The sequence below is a fragment of the Synechococcus sp. Cruz-7E5 genome, from assembly GCF_024345995.1.
Classification (GTDB): Bacteria; Cyanobacteriota; Cyanobacteriia; order PCC-6307; family Cyanobiaceae; genus Regnicoccus_A.
Window position 1 is genome coordinate 337,556 of sequence record NZ_JAGQCE010000002.1, and the last position, 19,852, is coordinate 357,407.

Here is a 19,852-nt window from a genome sequence, read left to right on the forward strand (position 1 = left end):
GCCCCTGGCCTACGCTCCGCTGCCAGGTTGCTGAATCCTCCTGGCCAGCCCAACGTTTCCCCAGAGCACCCGCCTGCGGGGCCGCGATCTTCTCGCCGATCCCTGCCTCAACAAGGGCACGGCCTTCAGCCGCCAGGAACGCCAGGCGTTCGGGCTCGATGGCCTTCTGCCCCACGCCGTGGAGAGCCTGGATACCCAGGTGGAGCGCCACTGGCAGGCATTCCTCACTCTGGGGAGCGACCTGGAGAAGTTCCGCTTCGCTGCGGCCCTGCGCCAGGCGAATCTCACCCTGTTCCATCGCTTCCTGGCCGATCACATCGAGGCGGTGATGCCGATCGTCTACACCCCCACGGTGGGGGCGGCGATCCAGCGCTTCAGCCTCGATTACCGCACCCCCTCAGGCGGTGTGTTCCTGGCGGCACCGGATCTGGAGCGGATCGATTCGGTGCTGAGCCAGGCGGCGACCGGGCCGGTGGATCTGATCCTGATCACTGATTCGCAGGGAATCCTCGGCATCGGCGATCAGGGCATCGGCGGAATCGAGATCTGTCTTGGCAAGCTGGCGGTGTACACCCTCTGCGCCGGGCTGGATCCCTCCCGGGTGCTGCCCTTGGTGCTTGATGTGGGCACTGACCGCCCGCAGCTGCTGGACGACCCTCTCTACCCCGGTTGGCGCCACCCGCGCCTCGATGGCCCCGACTATGATTACTTCCTGGCCAGAACCGTGGAGGCCCTGCAGCGCCAGTTCCCGGGAGCGCTGCTGCACTGGGAAGACTTCGGCACCGGCCATGCCCACCAGCTGCTGGCGGAGTACCGCGAGCGCGTGCCCAGCTTCAACGACGACATCCAGGGCACCCGCGGAGTGGCTTGCGCGGTGGTGCAGGCGGCCTCCCACGGTGCTGGCCTGCCTCTGGAAGACCACCGCATCGTGGTTTTCGGGGCGGGCACCGCGGGTTGTGGCATCGCCGAAGGTCTGGTGCGCCTGCTCACCAGGGCAGGCTTGAGCGAGCCAGAGGCGCGCCGCCGTATCTGGGCGATCGATCGGGAGGGCCTGGTGCTGGCCGATCAGCCCGATCTTTCCCCCATGGCCCAGGCCCTGGCCAGGGATCCTTCCGAGCGCTCGGCATTCGAGCCCGACGTGCAGGGCCGGATCGGCCTGCTGCAGGTGGTGCGGACGGTGCGACCCACCGTGCTGATCGGCACCTCCACCGTGGCGGGGGCCTTCAGTCGCGAGGTGGTGGAAACGATGGCTGCGACGGTGGATCGGCCGATCATCCTGCCCCTCTCCAATCCCACCAGTCTGGCGGAGGCCACTCCCGCCGATCTCTATGCCTGGACAGGCGGAAAGGCCCTGGTGGCCAGCGGCAGCCCGTTCGAGCCGGTGAGCTGGCAGGGCAGCCTGCGCCGGATCGGGCAGTGCAACAACTGCTTCCTGTTCCCCGGCCTGGGCTTCGCCAGCGTGGCGGTGGGAGCCACCCAGGTGAGCGAGGGAATGATCGATGCGGGACTTGATGCCCTGGCCGACCGAATTCCGGCTTACCGGGATCCGGATGCTCCCTTGATGCCTGAGCTCACCCAGGTGCAGTCGGTGTCGCGGGCGGTGGCGGAAGCGGTGGCGCTGGCGGCAGTGCACGAAGGCCTCGCCAGCCGAGCCGCCAGCGCCGAGGAGGCGATCGAGCGGCTCGATCAGGCCACCTGGATGGCGGTCTACAGGGAGCTGGAAGCGCTCTGAAGGCATGGGGGCCGCGCCCCCGTGCCGGCTTCAGAGGTCGTCCTCGACGTTGGGCTTGATCGTGCAGTCGGAGAGGGGGTAGCTGACGCAAAGCAGCGCAAAGCCCTCGGCGATCTGCTCGTCATCGAGGAAGCTCTGATCGGATTGATCAACGCTGCCGGAGAGGATCTTGCCGGCGCAGGTGCTGCAGGCCCCGGCGCGGCAGGAGTAGGGCAGATCGATTGACTGCTCCTCGGCGGCATCGAGGATGTACTGATCGTCGGGGCAACTGAACGACTTGCCGTCTTCCAGGGTGATGGTGAAGGAGGCCATGGCTGGGGATCAGCGCAGGATTGCCCACACTTGCTAGGCAACGCGTGCCCGCTTTGGGGTAGCCCTCGTGACAGTGGGCTGCCATCGCCACGGCAGACGGGTCCGAACCAGCGTCTGTGTGGTGGCTTGAACACAACGTTCAGTGCTGACTTGCGCCCCTCCCGCGCTCTGTCCATCAATGGGGATAGTGAGGATCGCCGGAGTCGTCTGTGGTCAGGGTCTTGGTTCCTGCGGAAAGCCGGGGAGGGGAGAGGCGTGTCGCCGCCACACCGGAGACGGTGCGCCGCCTGGTGGCGAAGAACTCCGAGGTGTTCATCGAATCGGGCGCCGGCCTGGAGGCCGGATTCAACGACGAGGTCTTCATCGAAGCCGGCGCCTCGATCGTGGTCAAGGGCTGCTCAGACACCTGGAGCGCCGCCGAAGTGGTGCTCTGCGTGCAACCGCCCCTTCAGGACACTGAAGGCGGCAGTGGCGGGCTCGAGCGGCTGGCGTCCGGCTCCCTGCTGGTGGGTCTGCTGGATCCCTACCTGAACCGGGCCCTGATCGAGCGCCTCAACAGCCGTGGGCTCTCGACCCTGGCCCTTGAGCTGCTGCCGCGCATCAGCCGCGCCCAGTCGATGGATGTTCTCTCTTCCCAGGCCAACATCGCCGGCTACAAGGCGGTGCTCCTGGCGGCCGCTGAACTGGATCGCTTCTTCCCGATGCTGATGACCGCCGCCGGCACGGTTCAGCCCGCAAAGGTGTTGGTGCTCGGGGCCGGTGTGGCCGGTCTGCAGGCCGTCGCCACAGCCCGCCGCCTCGGCGCGATGGTGAAGGTGAGCGATGTGCGGGCGGCCGCGAAGGAACAGGTGGAATCCCTGGGCGCGCGCTTCATCGATCCCCCCAGCCGTGAAGCCCCAGGTGAAACCGGCGGCTATGCCCGCGAGGCCGGCGCCGCCTTCCTGGAGGCTCAGCGCCAGCAGCTCACCACACACCTGTCCGAAGCCGACGCGGTGATCACCACCGCCCAGGTGCCTGGGCGGCCGGCGCCACTGCTGATCACCGAGGAGATGCTCAAGGCGCTGCGCCCCGGATCGGTGGTGGTCGATCTGGCCGTGTCGACCGGAGGAAACTGCGCCGGCAGCCAGCCTGATCGCACGGTAGAGATCGGCGGAGTGCGCATCATCGGCTCCTCCAACCTGCCCGCTTCGGTGCCCCACCACGCCAGCGCCCTCTACGCGCGCAACCTGGCGGCCTTCCTCGAGCCCCTGTTTTCCGATGACGGCCTCCAACTCAACCCCGAGGACCCATTGCTTGACCCCTGCCTGATTTCCCATCAGGGCGCCTGCCGCCGACCTGAACTGTGGCCCAGCCTCGAGGAGGTGACGGCATGAGCGTTCCTCTCAGTGGCACCTCCGCCCTCTGGGTGCTGGTGCTCGGCAGCCTGCTGGGGCTTGAACTGATCGGCAAGGTGCCCCCCACCCTCCACACTCCGTTGATGTCCGGAGCCAATGCCATCAGTGGCATCACGCTGCTGGCAGCCCTGGCCCTGATCGGTGAAGCCCCCACCCCGGCCCTGAAGCTGATCGGTGCGGTGGCCCTGGGTTTTGCCCTCTTCAACGTGGTGGGCGGCTTTCTCGTGACTGACCGGATGCTGGCGATGTTCCGTCGCAGGGAGGCGAACTGATGGTTGAACTCTCGATCGAACTGGGCTCAGTGCTGCTGCTGGCCTTCGGGCTCAAGGGCCTGGCCAAGATCCGTACGGCCCGCACAGCCAACGGCCTCGCAGCCCTGGCCATCGGCCTGGCGGTTGTCGGACTGCTGCTGCAGCAGGGTCTGGACGGCTGGCCCTGGATGCTGCTGGGGCTGGGCATCGGCGGAGGCCTCGGGGCTGTGCTTGCCCTGAGGGTGGCGATGACATCGATGCCCGAAACGGTGGCACTCTTCAATGGCTGCGGCGGCATGTCGTCGCTTCTGGTGGCGATCGGTGCGGTGCAGCTGCCCACACCCCTGAACCTGGTTGGCCAGGTGTCGGTGCTGGTGTCGGTCCTGGTGGGTGCGATCACGTTCAGTGGCTCGCTTGTGGCGATGGGCAAGCTTCAGGAGTGGCTGGGCACACCCGGCTGGACCCTGAGGCCCCAGCGCCATGCAGTGAACATCATGCTGGCAGTGGCCTGCCTGGTCTGCTGCGTCCTGGTCCTCAAGGGAATGGCGGTGACCCTGATTCCCCTCACCGTGCTGTCACTGCTCCTCGGAGTGGGCCTCACCCTTCCAGTTGGCGGCGCCGACATGCCGGTGGTGATCTCCCTGCTCAATTCCTATTCGGGGGTGGCTGCGGCTGCCGCTGGTTTCGTGGTGGGCAGTGAGCTGCTGATCGTGGCAGGCGCCATGGTTGGAGCGGCCGGTCTGATTCTCACCCAGGTGATGTGCACGGCCATGAACCGCTCACTCACTTCGGTGCTGTTCGGCGGAGCCCTGGGCGCTGGCTCGAGCGAGGCCGGTGATGGCGCCGGCGGACGCGAGGAGTACACCAACGTCACCTCCTGCAGCCCCGAGGAATGTGCCCTCACCCTCGAAGCTGCTGAGCGGGTAATCTTCGTGCCCGGCTATGGACTCGCCGTAGCTCAGGCCCAGCACAGCCTCAAGGAGCTCGCCCGCCTGCTCGAGCAGCACGGCATCGAGGTGCGCTACGCCATCCACCCTGTGGCCGGCCGGATGCCAGGGCACATGAACGTGCTGCTGGCTGAGGCCGATGTGCCTTACGACCAGCTGGTGGAGATGGATGACATCAACCCTGACTTCCCGCGCACCGATGTGGTGATCGTGCTGGGGGCCAATGATGTGGTCAACCCTCGAGCCAAGAGCGACCCGGCCAGCCCTCTCTACGGCATGCCCGTCCTGGAGGTGGATCAGGCCCGCACGGTGTTTGTGGTCAAGCGCAGCCTCGGCTCCGGATACGCCGGCATCCGCAACGATCTATTCGAGCTGCCCCAGACCTCAATGGTGTTCGGGGACGCCAAGCAGGTGCTTCAGAGCCTGCTCCAGGAGCTGCGCTCCCTTGGAGTGGGCAAGGTTGCTGTCGGCTCTGGCAGTGCACGCTGAGCGGGAGGCACTTCGCCTCTGGACTCAGGGCAGGCCGGCCGCCTGGGCCTGCCAGCTCCCTCTGATTGCCCCGTGGGTCCGCCTTTGCCAGCGGCTCCACGGGGCTTTGTCTTGCAGGAGTGCAGCCCAAGGCTCAGCCAGTTCCTTCAGGGCCATGGCCGCATCGATCAGCACGACCGCAGCCCAGACCAGCAGCATGAGCAACTCTCTGCCGGTGTCTTCGCTCAGCTGTGGCTGCCTGGCCGGTGCGGGTGTCGGCAGAACAGCTGTCGCCTGAACTTCTGAATCCTGAACTGGTCGAGGAACCATCGAACTCTCCGCTCCCACTTCAATCACAACTCCCGTGGTCAGCAGGGCCTGGCTGGCTTTCCAGGACGTTGGCGGATGCCGCCGCCAGTAGGCCGCCTCTGCAGTGCCCGGACGACCACGGCTGGAGAAGGTGGGAATCATCGCCGCATCAAGACATGGATCCCAGGGCCTGGTCGCTGTTCTCATCGTCACAGCCCCGTTCTCTTAGGGTAGGGCTCTTCCGAGGACTGCTCCGATTTCCCGTCTGACCCACCCAGCTCCGGGAGAGGAGCAGATCAGCCCGACCGTTTCAGGGGCCGATCCAGCCGCCTCCGGAAGCCCGGTCCAGGATTTCGCCTCCTTCGGGTTGTCCGAGCCACTGCTCAAGGCCATCGCGCTCAAGGGCTACACCTGCCCGTCGCCGATCCAGGTGCAGTCGATTCCGGCTGTGCTCAGCGGCCGTGATGTGATGGCCGCCGCCCAGACCGGCACCGGCAAGACGGCCGGGTTCACGTTGCCGATGCTGGAGCGCCTGCGCCACGGGCCCCATGCCCGCAACAATCAGGTGCGCGCCCTTGTGCTCACTCCCACTCGCGAGCTGGCGGCCCAGGTTGCGGAGAGCGTCCAGGCCTATGGCCGCTTCCTCGACCTGCGTGGCGATGTGGTGTTCGGCGGCGTCAAGGTCAACCCCCAGATGCAGCGGCTGCGCCGCGGCGCCGATGTGCTGGTGGCCACCCCCGGCCGCCTGATGGACCTCTACCAGCAGAACGCGATCCGCTTCGACCGGCTCGAGATCCTGGTGCTTGATGAAGCCGATCGCATGCTCGACATGGGCTTCATCCGCGACATCCAGAAGATCCTGGCCCTGCTGCCGCCCAAGCGCCAGAACCTGCTGTTCTCCGCCACCTTCAACCCCTCGATCCGCAAGCTCGCCCACGGCCTGCTCCACCAGCCCGTACAGCTCCAGGCCACACCCGAGAACAGGGCGGCCCCCCTTGTGGAGCAGGTGATGCACCCCTGTGACATGGCGCGCAAGGGCGATCTGCTCTCCCACCTGATCCGCAGCAACGACTGGCAGCAGGTGTTGGTGTTCTCGCGCACCAAGCACGGCGCCAACCGGCTGGCGGAACGCCTGAGCCAGGAGGGCGTGGCCGCTATGGCCATCCACGGCAACAAGAGCCAGGGTGCCCGCACCCGGGCCCTGGCCAGCTTCAAGAGCGGTGAGCTGCGGGTGCTGGTGGCCACCGATCTTGCCGCTCGCGGCCTCGACATCGAGCAGCTGCCCCATGTGGTGAACCTGGATCTTCCCAACGTGGCCGAGGACTACGTGCACCGCATCGGACGCACCGGGCGGGCCGGCCAGAGCGGCCATGCCCTCTCCCTGGTGGCTGCCGAGGAACACGAACTGCTGCGGGCGATCGAGAAAGTGATCGGCAACGCTCTGCCCCGGGCGGAGATCCCCGGCTTCGAGCCCACCATCCTGTCAGCCCCCCCCCTCGACCTCAGCGGCGGTCGCGGCAAGGGCGGCGGCCGTCGTGGTTCCGGATCCCCAGCCCCCAGACGCAACAGTCCCCGCAGCGGCTCTCCCCGCAGTCAGCCCCTCTCGCGCGAAAGCCGGCCCCGGGGTCGGGGCTGATCAGGGGGTGGATCTGACTGACTCCAGCAACTTTCTGAGGGTTGGCAGACTCCCCAGATCTGAGCTGATTGACCAGCCCGATTTCTCCCGGTGCCCGGCATCAGCTTCGCCAAGGGGAGTTTTAGTGTGCCGGCCTCAATCGACGACGACAGTCCGCTGATTCTCGACCTGTTCGAACAGCCCTGATACGGATCTTGCTGGACACCCATGCCTTCCTCTTGGCAATAGCGGACGACGCACGGTTTGGTCCGATCAGCCGAGAGCTGATCGATTTCTGCCTGTAGGGCCTGCCGCCACCCCACCACCGCGATCCTTTCGACCGCCTGCTCATCGCCCAGGCGATCAGCGAGGACCACACCCTCCTCAGCGCCGATGCAGTCTTCAGCTCCTACGCAGCTCAGTTTCAACCCAGCCTCTCCCCTACAGATGCACTCAGCTGTTGGAGAAACGCCTGCCCCTCGCTGGCCCCCTTCCCCTCAAGCTGGGCCCCGCGGATCAGCAGCGGGCAACCGGCCGTGGCCACCACCACGCCAGTCCGTTCAACCAGCTCCAGCACCGTGCCGGGCGCAACTGCCGCGCTATCAGCTGAAGCCTCGCCACCAGAGGCAGCCTCCGCCGGCAGGCCCCAGCGCTCCGCTAATGCGGCTCCTTCGGGGCTGAGCTGATCGGCCAGTCGCCGAACCAGGGGTTCGGTGGCCAGCAGCTTGAGCCGCTTGCCTCTCCAGGTGGTGTGCGCGCCGGGATGCAGTCCCATCACCCGCCGATGGATGGCCAGGCACGGAGCGTTCCAGCTGATCGCATAGTCGTCCTTCTGCAGTAGCCGGGCATGGGTGAAGCCCACCTGCGGCTGGGGATCCAGGCCAAGCCGCCGCCAGCGCTCCGCCTCAGGGCCAGGACCGGCCGCGGCAATCAGGGGCATGGCCTCCACCATCAACTGAGCGGTTAGCTGGCTCAGACGCGCCCCCAGTTGCGTCGCGTTCTCGAGCAGGCCGATCGTCAGACGCCGCTCCAGCAGCACCGGTCCTGTGTCGAGGCCTTCCTCCATGGCCATGATCCCCACGCCGGTCTCAGCGTCGCCTTCGATCAGGCACCACTGAATCGGGGCGGCGCCGCGCCAGCGGGGCAGCAGCGAACCATGCCCGTTCCAGCAGCCCAGCGGCGGCACGGCCAGCACTTCGGGGGGCAGCAGTTGTCCGAAGGCCACCACCACTGAGGCCTCTGCCCCCAGGGCCGCCAGCTTGGCCTGCAGCTCGGGTTCACGCCGGATCCTGCTGGGGGTGAACACCGGCACCCCCAGCTCCAGGGCCCGGGCCTTCACCGCCGAGGGCATCAGGGCCGCGCCGCGCCCCCGGCGGCGATCGGGCTGGCTCACCACCCCCACCAGCTCATTGCCCGCCGCCACCAGCGCCTCAAGGCTTGGCACCGCGTAGGCCGGGGTGCCCCAGAACAGGATCTTCATCCCCTGATCCTCAGGCCTCAGCCCTCAGGCGTCGCCGGTGATCGAGAGTTCGTCCACCCACACCAGTGGGCAGATCCCATCGGGGGTGACCTTGGCTTGCCCCTCGAAGCCCACCAGGCCCTTGAGCACGGCGCGAATGTCGCCTGCCACGGTGGCTGCTTCGATCGAGCGGGCTTCACCACCCTGGATCAACCAGCCATCGAAGGGAAGGGAGAACGATCCCTGACTGGCCTTGACGCCGGCGTGCAGGGCCGAGAGGGAATCAATCCAGACGATGCCGTCCTGGCTGAAGCGATCGAGGTTGGCCGCTCCCGCCAGCTCGCCTGTGCTGCCCGCCGGGCCGATCTCGAACCAGTGCGGTCCCACCGACACCTTGGCACCCAGGCCGGCATGGCCGGTGGGGGGCACACCGAAGGCGCGGGCGGTGGCTTCCGAATGCAGGAAGTGCCGCAGGATGCCGCCCTCCACCAGAGGCAGCCGTGCCACGGGTGTGCCCTCACCATCGAAGCTTGTGGCGCCGATGTTGCCGGGGTGCAGACCGTTGTCGTGGATGGAGAGGAAGGGCACTGCCAGCTGGCTGCCGAGGGAGTCGCGCTGGCTGAGGCTGACGCCATCGAGCACGGCGCGGGCATTGAACAGACCGCTGAAGGCGCCGACCAGATCGAGGAAGGCCTCTGGGCTGAACACGCAGGTGTAGCGGCCGGTGGCGATCGGGGCGTAATCGAGATGCTGGATCGTGCGTTCCGCCGCCTCTTCGATGCAGCCGGCCACGTCCAGCTGCTCGGCGCCGTAGGCCAGCCTGACGGCGCCACTGCTGCGGGGTTTGCGGCCGTCTTCCTCGGCGCGGGCGTAAAGGTAGAGGCTGGCCGTGCTCAGCTGCTGCTCGCGACAGGCCCCCTCGCTGTTGAGGTAGATCCGCTGGCTGCTGCGCTGGGCCAGACCGTTATACGGAACGGTGCTGATGGCGGGATGGCGGCCCAGCAGATCTGCTTCGGCTTGCTTGAGGGTGTCCAGCAGCTCCAGGATGCCCCTGGGTTCACTGATGGGCTGCTCCAGCTGGGCCAGGGGAGCCGTGGCCAGGGGCGAAAAACCGGGGCTGTCGTCGGGATTGCCATAGGTGCTTGCCTCACTGGCACCTGCCAGGGCGCGGGCCAGGCCAGCGGGGGAGAGATCGGAGGTGCTGGTGATGCCCACCAGACCGTCGCTGTTCCAGGCCCTGACGGTGATCGAGCTGCGCTGGGCTCCCTTGAGCTGCTTGGCTTCACCCCGGTCCACCTGCACGGAGGTGTCGGTGCTGCAGGCCGCGCCCAGGTCCCAGCGGCTCACTCCCAGTTCCTTGGCCAGGGATTGCAACTGTCCGGCCAGATCACTGGCATGAAGGGCGCTGGGGCGGGCGGTGATGATGTTGGCTCCCATGATCAGCGGCCCCCCACGGTGATGGTGTCCACCTTGATGTGGGGCTGGCCGACGGTCACGAAGATGCTGCCGCTTACCGAACCGCAGAAGCCCGCGGCCAGCTCCAGATCGTTGGCGCACATCGAGATGCGAGGCATCACCTCCTTGGCCTCGCCGATCAGGGTGGCCCCCTTCACCGGTTTGGTGAGCTGGCCGTCTTCGATCAGGTAGCCCTCTTCCACGGCGAAGTTGAACTGGCCGGTGGGCCCCACGCTGCCTCCCCCCATCGACTTGCAGTAGAGCCCACGGTCCACCGAGCCGATCAGCTGCTCGGGGGTATGGGGGCCGGCGGCGATGAAGGTGTTGCGCATACGGCTGGCGGCGGCGAAGTTATGGCTCTGGCGCCGCCCGCTGCCGGTGCGGGCATGGCCGGTGCGCAGCTCGCCGGCGCGGTCGGAGATGAACCGCTGCAGCACGCCGTTCTCGATCAGCACCGTGCGCTGGGGCTCCATGCCCTCGTCGTCCATCGAGAGGCTGCCGAAGGCCCCGTCACTCAGGCCTTCATCCACGGCGGTGACCGCCTCATGGGCGATGGTGTCGCCCACCTTGTCGGCGAAGGGGGTGGTGCCCCGCTCCACCTGGGTGGTTTCCAGCAGGTGGCCGCAGGCTTCGTGGAAGATCACCCCACCGAAGCGGTTGGCGAGTACCACGGGGTAGTTGCCGGCCTCCACGTAGTCGGCGTAGAGCATCGAGCGGGCGCTGCTGCAGAGATCGATCGCCGAGGCTTCCGCATCCCACTGGCGCAGATCGTCCGGACGGCCGGAGCTGCCGTAGCGGCGACCCAGGCTGGCGCGATGATCGCCATCGGCCGCCAGAGCGTTGATCCCCACCGACTGGTGCAGCCGGATGTCACGGGCGAAGGTGCCGTCGCTGGCGGCCACCAGCACCTCCTGCCAGTCGCGGGCATAGCTGCCGCGGCGGGCCTGGAGATGATCTCCGTGGCGATTGAGCAGGGCCGTGGCCTCCAGCAGCCGTGCCGTGGATTCATCCAGGCCTGGGCAGTTGCGTAACCAGTTCTCCTTGCTTGCCCCGTGGTCGCGCAGGGCGGCCAGGCCGGCGAAGCCATGGGCGCCGAAGTTGGCGCGAGTGAGGCCGAGCATGCCCAGGGCTTGATCCAGGGCTTGCAGCAGGCCGGCCTCACTCAGGTCGTTGGTGGAGACGAAGCCGTCTTTGTCGCCCAGGAAAACCCGCAGGCCAACACCGCGACCGAAAGCCGGACTGACGTTGGTGATCCGCTCCTGCTCAGCCAGCAGCCCGATGTGGTCGGTGCTCTCGATGAACACCTCCACCAGACTGGCTCCGGCGGCCGCCCCTGCGGCCAGCACTGTTTCAAGCCGGTCACGCCAGCGTTGATCGAGGCTGTCGCCTGTCAGGGACGTGGTTGGAGTGGCGAGCAAGACGGGTTAAGTGAGGGGTGCCAGGCTAGCCAGGCAGAGCCTCAACGCACGGCGGGTTGGAACTGCTCGCTGCGGATCGGTGCCATCAGGAACAGCTTGGCCATCTCCAGCCCATTGGCCATCCAGTAGGGGAGCTTGCGCAGGGCCCTGATCGGTGCCGGGCCGCCGCTCGCATCGGCATCACTGAGGGCGGCGTTGTTGGTGACGATCCGCTCGAGGCGCGTATAGAACTTGGGATGCTCCACGTTGAGCACCACAGGAAACACGCGCGCCGATGTTTCGTTGGTCTTGGCGATCACCATCTTGTCGTACTCGCGTGCATCCAGGCCGAGTGCCTCGTAGAACTCCTTGCGGGCCACATCGCGCACATACATGGTGGCGAACACTGCCAGCAGGAAGAAGCGGCACCACAGCCTGGCCTGCAGTCCACGGACGGTGTCTGGCTGGGCCTTCATCAGGGCATCGAAGAAGTCGCCGTGGCGGTTCTCGTCCTGGCACCAGTTCTCGAAGAAGTTGAAGATCGGGAAGATCTTGCTCTCCGGATGCTTCTGCAGGTGGCGATAGATGGCGATGTAGCGCCAGTAGCCAATCTTCTCCGAGAGGTAGGTGGCGTAGAAGATGAACTTGGGCTTGAAGAAGGTGTATGACTTGTTGGCTGTGAGGAAGCCGAGATCCAACTGCAGGCCGAAATCACCCATCGCCTTGTTCAGGAAGCCGGCATGGCGGGCTTCATCGCGGGCCATGTGGGCAAAGCACTCAGCCAGCAGCGGATTCTTTTCCTTGATCCGGCGGCTCAGCTCCTTGTAGAGGAGGAATCCAGAGAACTCGGAGGTGCAGCTCTGCTCGAGGAACTCAACGAACACCTTGCGGGTGTCGGGATCCAGCTTGTCGGCGGCGCCCTCGAACTCCTCGTTGCGCACGAAGTGGTGGCGGTTGTAGTCCTTGCGGAACTCCTCGCAGATCGCTTCAAGCTCCTGCTCGTTGGGCCGCAGATCCATGGCGGCCATCGCCTCGAAATCCGTGGTGTAGAAGCGCGGGGTGAGGATCGTGTCCTTCACCGGCTCCTTGAAGGCCTTGGCCTCGGCGGCATTGGTGCCACGGGTGGCGGTGGGCGCAGCGACGGGGGGCACCATGCGTGCAGGACAGTGGATTGGTCAGCCCATCGTAGGTGGGCTTTCCGCGCACCCGGCCTGGATGTAAAGCCCCCGCAGGCAGGTCGTTGCGCTTGAGGTGAGCAGTTCAGTTAGGGCCAAGCCACTTCTGGCTGTTGAGCCTGGAGACCACACGCGAGACCAGCAGGGCCAGGGTCGTCTTCTTCTCGTCGATCAGGAACGACTCCAGCAGGCTGGGATCGCTGCCCGTCTCCGCCAGGGCGAAGGTCTTGGCTGAGCTGATGCCGGCCTCGGTGAAACAGAGCCAGAAACGCCGGCCACCAGGGAAGGTTCCCAGCACCATCCAGCAGGGGCTGCCCACCACCGGCATCGGCCCCTGCTCAAAGCTCAGCTGGGGGGCGTCTCCGCCGAAAGCATTGATCTCCTTGATCAGGGCCGGAAGGAACAGCTGGGGGATGAATTCGCCGAACGGCTTGTCTTCTGGAGCCGGTGGCTTGACCTTGACGGCCGCCGGGGCTGGATTGCTGGCGGCGTCGGCCTTGGTGGGATTCGGTTCGGGGCTGGCGGAATCGCTCACGGGCTGGAGCCTCAGCTCGAAACACTGCAGACGACTTTAGGCATCTCCTGTTGCGGATCTGTCCAGTTACCCAGCTTCACCAGTCGTCGCTTGAAGGTGTGTCCCAGCCCTCGGCGTCGCCGTTGCCGGGGCTGGGCGTTGCGGCCGCTGCTGCTGGTCCAGCCGCTGCGGCCGGTGCAGCTTCACCACTGCCGGTGCGCAGGATCCTGAAGGGCACCGAGAGGGTGGGAGGTGGGTCCTGGGGCGCGCGCTCGGGGCCCGCGTACCAAGCGGGGGCTTCCTGCCGCGCAGGCCTGGCCCGTGGCTCAGGCATTCCCTCCCAGGGTTCCGGTTCACGCCGGTCGCCGGCGCCGAAACTCTCAACTGATCGACGCCTCAGCAGCTGATCCCCCGGTTGCTGCAGGGCCAGGGCCGTGAGTCCGGCGCTCACGGCGGCTCCGCCGCTGGCGGCCAGAGCCATCCAGACCCCGATCGGCAGGGCCGGGGAGGTCCAGATCAACAGCCGCAGGCGGTTTGCGGGGGTGGGGTTCAGGGCCGCCACCAGCAGAACGACCAGCAGCGGGGCCAGCAGAGGCAGGAGCAGGAGGCGTTGCAGCACGGCGGGGATCAGTCCGGGAATCAGACCGGCGGGCGGGCTCAGAGGCTGGCCGCGGCGGCCACCGGGCCATCCCAGCGGCGCAGGGAGCCGAGGTCGTAGCCCAGGCCATCGAACACCCGGATCACCAGAAAGTCGACCATCTCCTCCAGGGTGGTGGGGCGGTGATACCAGGCGGGAATCGGTGGAGCGATGCGTGCACCCGCCTCCGCCAGGGCCGTGAGGTTGCGCAGGTGAACCAGGCTCCAGGGCATTTCCCGGGGGGAGATCACCAGGGGCCGTCCCTCCTTGAGGTGTACATCGGCCACCCGCTCCACCAGATCGAGGGCCACGCCGCTGGCGATCCGCCCCACCGTTCCCATGCTCGCCGGCAGGATCACCATGCCGCGGGTGCGAAAGCTGCCACTGGCGATCGCCGCCGCCTGATCGTTCCAGCGGTGACAGCGCAGCTGGCCTGTTGCCACGCCAGTGCGATCCCGCCAGAAGCGGGCCTGGAGGTCGGGTTCGGCTGGAATGCGAACCCCCTGCTCTGCCAGCCAGACCCCCAAGGCACCGCGACTGGCCACCAGCTCAACCGTTTCACCGGCCTCCAGCAGCAACTGCAGACCCCGCTCCGCCAGCGGCATGGCGGAGGCACCCGTTACCGCCAGTACCACCGGATCCATCGCTCAGGCCTCCCCCTCGCCGCTCTCCTCGTCGAGCTCAGGCAGGAGCACCACCAGATCGATCTGATGGCGCAGCGCATCGACGTTCTGGATCTGCACGTCCACCTGATCGCCAAGCATGTAAGTGCGGCGGTTCTTGCGGCCCACCAGGCGGTTCTGGCGCGAGCGGTATTCGTACCAGTCGTCCTTGAGTGAACTCACGTGCACCAGCCCCTCCACCTGGGAGGGGGGAATCTCCACGAAGAACCCGTAGCTCTGTACGCCGCTGATCACACCGGTGAGGGTCTGACCCACCAGGGGTTCTGCCGCCCGGGCCTGGGCCATGGCCAGCAGGTCGGACTCCACCTCGGCGACAAAACGGACCCGGCCGTTCAGCCGCTGCAGCATCGAATCACTGCGCCCCTGCTGCAGCTCGGAGAGCTGGGTGGGGGTGAGCAGGGGCCAGTCGATGGCACCGTGGCAGCTGGCGCTAGCCAGGTCGACCCGGGTCTTGTGTCGAACGCTGGGCCGGTCCTTGCCCTCTGTGAGCAGCAGCACCAGCAGCTGCTGATTCCAGAGATCGGCGTAGTGCAGCGAGGGCAGGCACCAGGGTGCGTAAGCCGTCGGTTCGCCAGCCAGCACGTGGACCTCGGCGCTGGCGCTCAGCTGGATCGGGGAGGTCACCTCACTGAGCTGGCGCTGCAGCACGCGGCTGCGATCGGTGGCAGCGAACGTGGCTGCCAGCTCACTCGGGGCGGGGGCATTGCCGTCGTCGCTGAGCTCGACTGGGATGTCGAGGCCCAGGGCCGCCTTGGCCACCTCGTTGATCTCGGTGCCATCGGCCGGCGGGTTGACCGCAAACAGGGCCGGCAGCCCCAGGGCAAAGAGATGGGCGCCGAGAGCGCGATTCGCCAGGATCACCAGCTCCCGCAGCAAGGCGGTGGGCTGGTGGTCGGGCAGCTGCACCATCCAGCCCTGGCGACGTTCCTCAGGAGCGGGGATGCTGAGGTCGCCTAGGGAGTCGAGGCTGGGCCGCGGCAGATCCAGTTCAAGGGAGCCGCGCTCCAGTCGCTGCTGGCGCAGCAGGGCCGCGACTTCCAGCAGCCGCTCAAGCTGGGGCAGCTGATCCTTGAGGGGCTTGAGCGCCGCCGGCACGGTTCGGGACTTGGGCTTGCGCTCCGCCAGGGCCTGCAGGGCGCTCCCATCGACAACGGCGTCAACCTGGATGCGAGTGAGCGCAAATCGATAGTCGCTCAGCTCACCTTGTTCGTTGCAGCGCAGCCCCACCGAGACAGCGGCCTGAGCTTCACCGGGTTTGAACGCAGCGGCCTTGCTCAAGGCCGGGCTGAGCAGGGGCAGCCAGCGGCGGCCCAGGCAGATCGACTCCCCCTGCTCCCGTAGCCAGAGGTCGAGGCTGCCGCCGGTGGTGAAGCGTTCCGCCAGTGCCGGCACGTGAATCCACAGGCGCAAGCCCTCATCGCCGTCCTCCAGGGAGATGGCGGGCAGGATCGGGGCGTCGGCGCCGCTCCAGCAATTGATCACGAGGGTCGGCAGAGCCGTCAGGTCGGTGCGCTCCTTCTCACTGGGGGCCTTGAGGCTGGAGCGCGGCGCTGCCGGCCGCTGGCGCAGACCATGCTTGGTGAGCAGCAGATCCAGGTCGGCTTCCTCGCCGCCGTTGATGGGCAGGCGCCGCTCCACGTGGCCCAGGGGCGGGAACTGCGCCACTGGATAGCGGTCGAGCAGCACTTCCACCACCGACTGCTTCTCGGGGTCGAGGTAGCTGGCGTCGGAGCTTGGCAGCTCCACCGAGGTCAGCAGACGGTCGTCCAGGGGCACGGCCAGGAGCCGTTCGTCCTGCTGCTCCACCTGGGCCAGGAGGTGGGTGGTGGCCCGCTCCAGGATGCATTGAACGCCACCCTCCGGGGAGCGGCGGCGGCCACCCTCCCGGGTGATGCGCACCAGCACCCGATCGCCGTTCCAGGCGTGGTTGAGCTGGTGATCGCGGATGTAGATGTCCTCACCACCGTCTTCGCGCAGGGCGAAACAGAAACCCTTGCTGGAGCAGCGCAGGCGAGCTTCGATCAGGGTGTCGTCCTGCCGCCGCTGGATGCCGTCCTCTGTTTCCACCAGCACCCCCAGCCGGCTCAGGCCCTCCAGGGCGATGCGCAGCTGCGACTTGTCCGGCTTGAGGCTCAGGCCCAGCGCTTTCTCGAGCTTGGCCACCGGCAGGGCATCGGCGGCAGGGAGCTGGTCGAGCAGATGGGCGACCGTGAACTTCATTAATGGCAACGCGGAGTTGGAGGTGAGGCGCGCGGCATGATGCCGGCAGGGGCGTGCAGCGAAGCCCCGGGGCATCGATGTCTCCGTCGATAACTTTACGGAGCGTCGGTTCCTGAGCGCAGGATCAGCCTCAGGCCGATCACCAGGAAGCCCAGGGAGGCAGCCAGCTGCAGGGCATCGGCGGGAATCACAGTGGACAGGGAGCCTCCCGCCAGGGCCCCCAGCAGGCTGGCGAGCACCAGGGCGCCAGCACTGCCCAGGAAGACGGCCAGCGTGTTGTTGGAGGTACCGCTGATCGTCACGATCGTGAGCTGGGTCTTGTCACCAAGTTCGGCCACGAACACGGTCAGGAAGGTGGAGGCAAGGAGAGGGAGCTGCATGGCTTGCCGCGGGGGCTCAGGGAGTCGAAAGATCGAGGACGGGCTGGAGCAGGCCGAAGGTGGCCTGACCCCCCAGCCAGAGGCCAAGGGACACCATCAACACCCCGGAGATCCGCTCCAGACGCTGGGCCGGCAGCACCGCCGCAAGCCAGCGTCCCAACAGCACCCCCGCCAGGCTGGAACAGATCAGGGCCAGGGCGGCCCCGGCGAACACCACGCCGGGCCGACCGGACTCAGCGGAGAGCAAAAGCGCCGCCAGCTGGGTCTTGTCGCCCAGCTCGGCGAGAAAAACCGTGGTGAAGGTGGTGGCGGCCACCGCCACAAAATCTGACGACTCCGGGGTCTCAATTTCATGGTTGGCGCTGGCCTCGGGGCTGCCGCTGGCCTCCGGGCTGGCGCTGGAATCGGGATCGACGGGGTCGCTCATGTCTGGTTCTGGAGCTCGCTGGGGATCGGGGCCGCAGGGTGGCCACCAGGCTGACGGGTGGCCCGCTCGAAGCGACGCATCACAACCGAGCGACCCCCATATTCCTCGCGGATCTGCTGCTGGCAGCAGGCGATCGCAAAGGCTTCCCCCTGCTCGAGCGGTATGGCGAACAGCTGGGCGAGGGCGCCCACCCGGCAGAACTCGGGCCGATCGGCGTAGATGCGGCAGGTTCTCGAGCCCGTGTTGAAGTGGCGGCACCAGCCGTCGGCCCCCACCATCGAGAGGTAGAGCTGGCGCTGCTCCTCACTGAGGGCGTCGAGCGCTTCGCCCCGTTGCTCCGGGTCAAGACGGCAGCAGGCGCCGCAGCCGCTGATGCAGCTCCAGTGGGATCCTGCGCCCATCCGATCTGCTCCAACGGCTGTGACAAGGCGTCACAGTGGCATGGGGACGGCGCTGCCGGGGGCCTGGGCGACCCGTACGCTGATTCCTCGAATTCCTTTATCCGAGCGCCGCATCCATGGGAATCGATTTCCATCTGATCGCCAACTTCCTGGCGCTGGCCCTGATCACCCTGGCGGGCCCGGCCGTGATCTTCATTCTCTTCTACAAACGCGGCGCCCTCTGATCGGGCTCAGGCCTGAAGCCCAAGGGCCAGGGCTGCCTCATCGATCAGTGCCCGCACATAAGCAGGCTGATCCAGCGCCGGGAGCTCCACTTGGAGTTCCCGGCCTTCTTGATTGCGGATCAACACGCCATCCCCCTGACGCCGGCACCAGTAGGAACGCTGGCGCCGTCTGAGCAGGACATCGCCGCCACCACTGCCGCGCAATCCCACCAGGTCCAGTTGCAGGCGCTCCTCTCCCTGCCAGCTGTCGCTACGCAGGCGGTAGGCCACATCCACCAATTCCGGCACAGTGCCCTCTCCCTGCCAGCGCCAGGCAATCGCCCGCAGGCGGCTGCCCTGTTGCTCCAGCTCCAGTTGAAGGTGGCCGCCACGCAGCAGCCGCTGGCTGATCACCCGGCAGGAGTTGCTCCAGAACGTTGGTGTCGGCAGCCCCGCCCCCAGGGGCTCCAGCCGCTGAAGGTCGCGCCAGAAGCCACGGCTGATTCGGTTCAGGGCCAGGCAGGCTTCCGGCTCCACCGGCGAGCCACCGCCCCGGTCGCCAAGCCAGCTGGCCGCCAGGCCGTTGAGCTGTTCATGCAGATCCGCCAGCCGTTCGGCTTTCACCGTGAAGCCGCCGGCGGCGGGATGGCCACCATGGCGCTCCAGCAAGGCGCCGCAATGGGTCAGGGCCTGATCGACAGCAAACCCCCTGGGTGCCCGCACCGAAGCCCTCAGCCTGCCGCCCCCTTCACCGGCGAGCAGGGCCACGGGCAAGCCGTAACGCTCCACGAGCCTGGCGGCCACGATGCCGATCACTCCGTGATGCCAGTGGGTCTGGGCGAGAAGGACAAAAGGGCTGGGCTCGGGGCCATCGGCCTCCACCAGGGCCACCGCCTCCGCCTCGATTGCCTCACAGAGCTCTCGCCGCTGACGGTTGAGGGCCTCGCAGTCCTGGGCCAGGGCCATGGCGCGCTCGCGGTCGGCGGTGGTGAGCAGATCCACCACGAGCGCCGGATCGCCAAGCCTCCCCACCGCATTGATACGCGGCGCCAGTTTGAAGGCCACCGCCGTGGCATCGAGGGGCTCCTCCCCCAGCCCCGCCAGCCGTTGCAGCGCCTGCAGGCCGGGCAGAGGTGATGCATGCAGATGCCTGAGGCCATCCCGCAGCCAGCGCCGGTTGACCCCCAGCAGAGGAGCCATGTCGGCCACCGTGCCGATGCAGAACAGATCCAGGGCCATGGCGGTGGCGTCGGCGCGACCCAGTTCCGTGGCCAGCACCATCGCCAGCAGATAGGCCAGCCCGACCCCTGCCAGGCCCCGGTAGGGGGAGCCCACAGGGGTGCAGGCGGGATGAAGCAACGCCAGATAAGGCGGGGGCTCGGCGGGCAGGCTGTGGTGATCGGTGAGGATCACCTCAAGCCCAAGATCCCGGGCTCGATCGAGGGCCTCCCGGGCGGCTATGCCGTTGTCGACCGTGACCAGCAGGCGCACCCCCTCCCCCCAGAGGCGTTCCACCATGCCGGCATTGAGGCCGTAACCCTCCTCCTGGCGGCTGGGGATGGCGGCTTGTGGCCGGGCCCCCAGTCGCTCCAGTACCCCCACCAGCAGTGCCGTGCTGGTCATGCCGTCGGCGTCGTAATCGCCGCAGATCGCCACCGGCTCCGCCACGGCGCAGGCTCGCACCAGCCGCTGCACCGCCACGGTCAGATCGGCGAAGTGCAGCCGGGGATCGGGAGCGGCGGGGGGCTCCAGCAGTTCGGCGATCGCTTCTGGGCTGTCGAAACCCCGCCGGCGCAGCACCGCCAGCAGTTCCGGCGGCAGGCCCAAGGCCGCCATCCCCCTGGCCTGGGCTTCATCCTCGATGGTCGGCAGG

20 protein-coding genes are annotated in these 19,852 nt (G+C 67.4%); 6 read left to right on the plus strand and 14 right to left on the minus strand.

From position 1 onward, the window contains the following. Window positions 1-73 precede the first annotated feature (73 nt). On the plus strand, window positions 74-1,732 hold the full coding sequence (locus tag KBY77_RS04515) for an NAD-dependent malic enzyme (protein WP_255102466.1): 1,659 nt from the start codon (window positions 74-76) through the stop codon (window positions 1,730-1,732). Between the two features lie 30 nt (window positions 1,733-1,762). On the opposite strand, the gene KBY77_RS04520 is transcribed toward KBY77_RS04515, so the two are convergent. Next, a complete protein-coding gene (locus KBY77_RS04520) occupies window positions 1,763-2,044 on the minus strand; it encodes a 2Fe-2S iron-sulfur cluster-binding protein (RefSeq protein ID WP_185465493.1) in 282 nt (93 codons plus the stop codon). 221 nt (window positions 2,045-2,265) lie between these two features. Between KBY77_RS04520 and KBY77_RS04525 the strand changes: the two genes are divergently transcribed. Genes KBY77_RS04525 through KBY77_RS04535 form a run of 3 tightly spaced genes read left to right on the plus strand, consistent with a single transcriptional unit; the run spans window position 2,266 to window position 5,125 of the window. Next, window positions 2,266-3,417, plus strand: a complete 1,152-nt coding sequence (locus tag KBY77_RS04525) for an NAD(P) transhydrogenase subunit alpha (protein ID WP_255102376.1) — start codon at window positions 2,266-2,268, stop codon at window positions 3,415-3,417. After that, on the plus strand, window positions 3,414-3,710 hold the full coding sequence (locus KBY77_RS04530) for an NAD(P) transhydrogenase subunit alpha (RefSeq protein ID WP_094555566.1): 297 nt from the start codon (window positions 3,414-3,416) through the stop codon (window positions 3,708-3,710). The genes KBY77_RS04525 and KBY77_RS04530 overlap by 4 nt, the downstream gene beginning before the upstream one ends. Next, window positions 3,710-5,125, plus strand: a complete 1,416-nt coding sequence (locus KBY77_RS04535) for an NAD(P)(+) transhydrogenase (Re/Si-specific) subunit beta (protein ID WP_255102377.1) — start codon at window positions 3,710-3,712, stop codon at window positions 5,123-5,125. Before KBY77_RS04530 ends, KBY77_RS04535 begins: the two co-directional genes overlap by 1 nt. A gap of 24 nt (window positions 5,126-5,149) precedes the next feature. Here KBY77_RS04535 and KBY77_RS04540 read toward each other — a convergent pair whose 3' ends face one another. Continuing rightward, window positions 5,150-5,620, minus strand: coding sequence for a hypothetical protein (locus KBY77_RS04540; RefSeq protein ID WP_255102378.1), 471 nt, complete (start codon window positions 5,618-5,620; stop codon window positions 5,150-5,152). 160 nt (window positions 5,621-5,780) lie between these two features. Between KBY77_RS04540 and KBY77_RS04545 the strand changes: the two genes are divergently transcribed. Beyond that, on the plus strand, window positions 5,781-7,049 hold the full coding sequence (locus tag KBY77_RS04545) for a DEAD/DEAH box helicase (RefSeq protein ID WP_255102379.1): 1,269 nt from the start codon (window positions 5,781-5,783) through the stop codon (window positions 7,047-7,049). A 403-nt stretch (window positions 7,050-7,452) separates the two neighbouring features. Here the strand turns inward: KBY77_RS04545 and KBY77_RS04550 are convergent, their stop codons facing one another. From KBY77_RS04550 to KBY77_RS04600, 11 genes are all read right to left on the minus strand, one after another. After that, entirely contained in the window at window positions 7,453-8,508 is a 1,056-nt protein-coding gene (locus tag KBY77_RS04550; protein ID WP_255102380.1) for a methionyl-tRNA formyltransferase, read from the minus strand. 24 nt (window positions 8,509-8,532) lie between these two features. Further along, complete coding sequence (locus tag KBY77_RS04555) at window positions 8,533-9,924, minus strand: TldD/PmbA family protein (RefSeq protein WP_255102381.1); 1,392 nt, start codon at window positions 9,922-9,924, stop codon at window positions 8,533-8,535. A gap of 2 nt (window positions 9,925-9,926) precedes the next feature. Next, window positions 9,927-11,360: a TldD/PmbA family protein gene (locus tag KBY77_RS04560; RefSeq protein WP_255102382.1), complete on the minus strand. Its 1,434-nt coding sequence runs from the start codon at window positions 11,358-11,360 to the stop codon at window positions 9,927-9,929. Between the two features lie 41 nt (window positions 11,361-11,401). Further along, a complete protein-coding gene (gene acsF / locus KBY77_RS04565; RefSeq protein ID WP_255102383.1) occupies window positions 11,402-12,493 on the minus strand; it encodes a magnesium-protoporphyrin IX monomethyl ester (oxidative) cyclase in 1,092 nt (363 codons plus the stop codon). Window positions 12,494-12,599: 106 nt separating this feature from the next. Beyond that, window positions 12,600-13,049 carry a DUF2996 domain-containing protein gene (locus tag KBY77_RS04570; protein ID WP_255102384.1) on the minus strand — a complete coding sequence of 150 codons (450 nt, stop codon included), beginning with the start codon at window positions 13,047-13,049 and terminating at the stop codon, window positions 12,600-12,602. A gap of 76 nt (window positions 13,050-13,125) precedes the next feature. Further along, entirely contained in the window at window positions 13,126-13,647 is a 522-nt protein-coding gene (locus KBY77_RS04575; RefSeq protein WP_255102385.1) for a hypothetical protein, read from the minus strand. Between the two features lie 38 nt (window positions 13,648-13,685). Next, entirely contained in the window at window positions 13,686-14,309 is a 624-nt protein-coding gene (locus KBY77_RS04580) for a flavin prenyltransferase UbiX (RefSeq protein WP_255102386.1), read from the minus strand. Window positions 14,310-14,312: 3 nt separating this feature from the next. Beyond that, entirely contained in the window at window positions 14,313-16,568 is a 2,256-nt protein-coding gene (locus tag KBY77_RS04585) for a ribonuclease R family protein (RefSeq protein ID WP_255102387.1), read from the minus strand. Between the two features lie 95 nt (window positions 16,569-16,663). Next, on the minus strand, window positions 16,664-16,948 hold the full coding sequence (locus KBY77_RS04590; protein ID WP_255102388.1) for a TMEM165/GDT1 family protein: 285 nt from the start codon (window positions 16,946-16,948) through the stop codon (window positions 16,664-16,666). A 16-nt stretch (window positions 16,949-16,964) separates the two neighbouring features. Next, window positions 16,965-17,375, minus strand: a complete 411-nt coding sequence (locus KBY77_RS04595; protein ID WP_255102389.1) for a TMEM165/GDT1 family protein — start codon at window positions 17,373-17,375, stop codon at window positions 16,965-16,967. Beyond that, on the minus strand, window positions 17,372-17,776 hold the full coding sequence (locus KBY77_RS04600) for a YkgJ family cysteine cluster protein (RefSeq protein ID WP_255102390.1): 405 nt from the start codon (window positions 17,774-17,776) through the stop codon (window positions 17,372-17,374). The genes KBY77_RS04595 and KBY77_RS04600 overlap by 4 nt, the downstream gene beginning before the upstream one ends. Window positions 17,777-17,892: 116 nt before the next feature. Between KBY77_RS04600 and psb30 the strand changes: the two genes are divergently transcribed. Continuing rightward, window positions 17,893-18,000, plus strand: coding sequence for a photosystem II reaction center protein Ycf12/Psb30 (gene psb30, locus KBY77_RS04605; protein ID WP_006170631.1), 108 nt, complete (start codon window positions 17,893-17,895; stop codon window positions 17,998-18,000). A gap of 6 nt (window positions 18,001-18,006) precedes the next feature. Here psb30 and recJ read toward each other — a convergent pair whose 3' ends face one another. Continuing rightward, a complete protein-coding gene (gene recJ / locus KBY77_RS04610) occupies window positions 18,007-19,815 on the minus strand; it encodes a single-stranded-DNA-specific exonuclease RecJ (protein ID WP_255102391.1) in 1,809 nt (602 codons plus the stop codon). Window positions 19,816-19,852 lie beyond the last annotated feature (37 nt).

Bases quoted from the DNA above. Each gene is read 5' to 3' on its own strand.
- KBY77_RS04520 (WP_185465493.1), bottom strand. From the start codon at position 2,044: ATGGCCTCCTTCACCATCACCCTGGAAGACGGCAAGTCGTTCAGTTGC.
- KBY77_RS04530 (WP_094555566.1), top strand. From the start codon at position 3,414: ATGAGCGTTCCTCTCAGTGGCACCTCCGCCCTCTGGGTGCTGGTGCTC.
- KBY77_RS04535 (WP_255102377.1), top strand. From the start codon at position 3,710: ATGGTTGAACTCTCGATCGAACTGGGCTCAGTGCTGCTGCTGGCCTTC.
- KBY77_RS04540 (WP_255102378.1), bottom strand. From the start codon at position 5,620: ATGAGAACAGCGACCAGGCCCTGGGATCCATGTCTTGATGCGGCGATG.
- KBY77_RS04550 (WP_255102380.1), bottom strand. From the start codon at position 8,508: ATGAAGATCCTGTTCTGGGGCACCCCGGCCTACGCGGTGCCAAGCCTT.
- KBY77_RS04555 (WP_255102381.1), bottom strand. From the start codon at position 9,924: ATGGGAGCCAACATCATCACCGCCCGCCCCAGCGCCCTTCATGCCAGT.
- acsF (WP_255102383.1), bottom strand. From the start codon at position 12,493: ATGGTGCCCCCCGTCGCTGCGCCCACCGCCACCCGTGGCACCAATGCC.
- KBY77_RS04580 (WP_255102386.1), bottom strand. From the start codon at position 14,309: ATGGATCCGGTGGTACTGGCGGTAACGGGTGCCTCCGCCATGCCGCTG.
- KBY77_RS04585 (WP_255102387.1), bottom strand. From the start codon at position 16,568: ATGAAGTTCACGGTCGCCCATCTGCTCGACCAGCTCCCTGCCGCCGAT.
- KBY77_RS04590 (WP_255102388.1), bottom strand. From the start codon at position 16,948: ATGCAGCTCCCTCTCCTTGCCTCCACCTTCCTGACCGTGTTCGTGGCC.
- KBY77_RS04595 (WP_255102389.1), bottom strand. From the start codon at position 17,375: ATGAGCGACCCCGTCGATCCCGATTCCAGCGCCAGCCCGGAGGCCAGC.
- KBY77_RS04600 (WP_255102390.1), bottom strand. From the start codon at position 17,776: ATGGGCGCAGGATCCCACTGGAGCTGCATCAGCGGCTGCGGCGCCTGC.
- psb30 (WP_006170631.1), top strand. From the start codon at position 17,893: ATGGGAATCGATTTCCATCTGATCGCCAACTTCCTGGCGCTGGCCCTG.
- recJ (WP_255102391.1), bottom strand. From the start codon at position 19,815: ATGGCGGCCTTGGGCCTGCCGCCGGAACTGCTGGCGGTGCTGCGCCGG.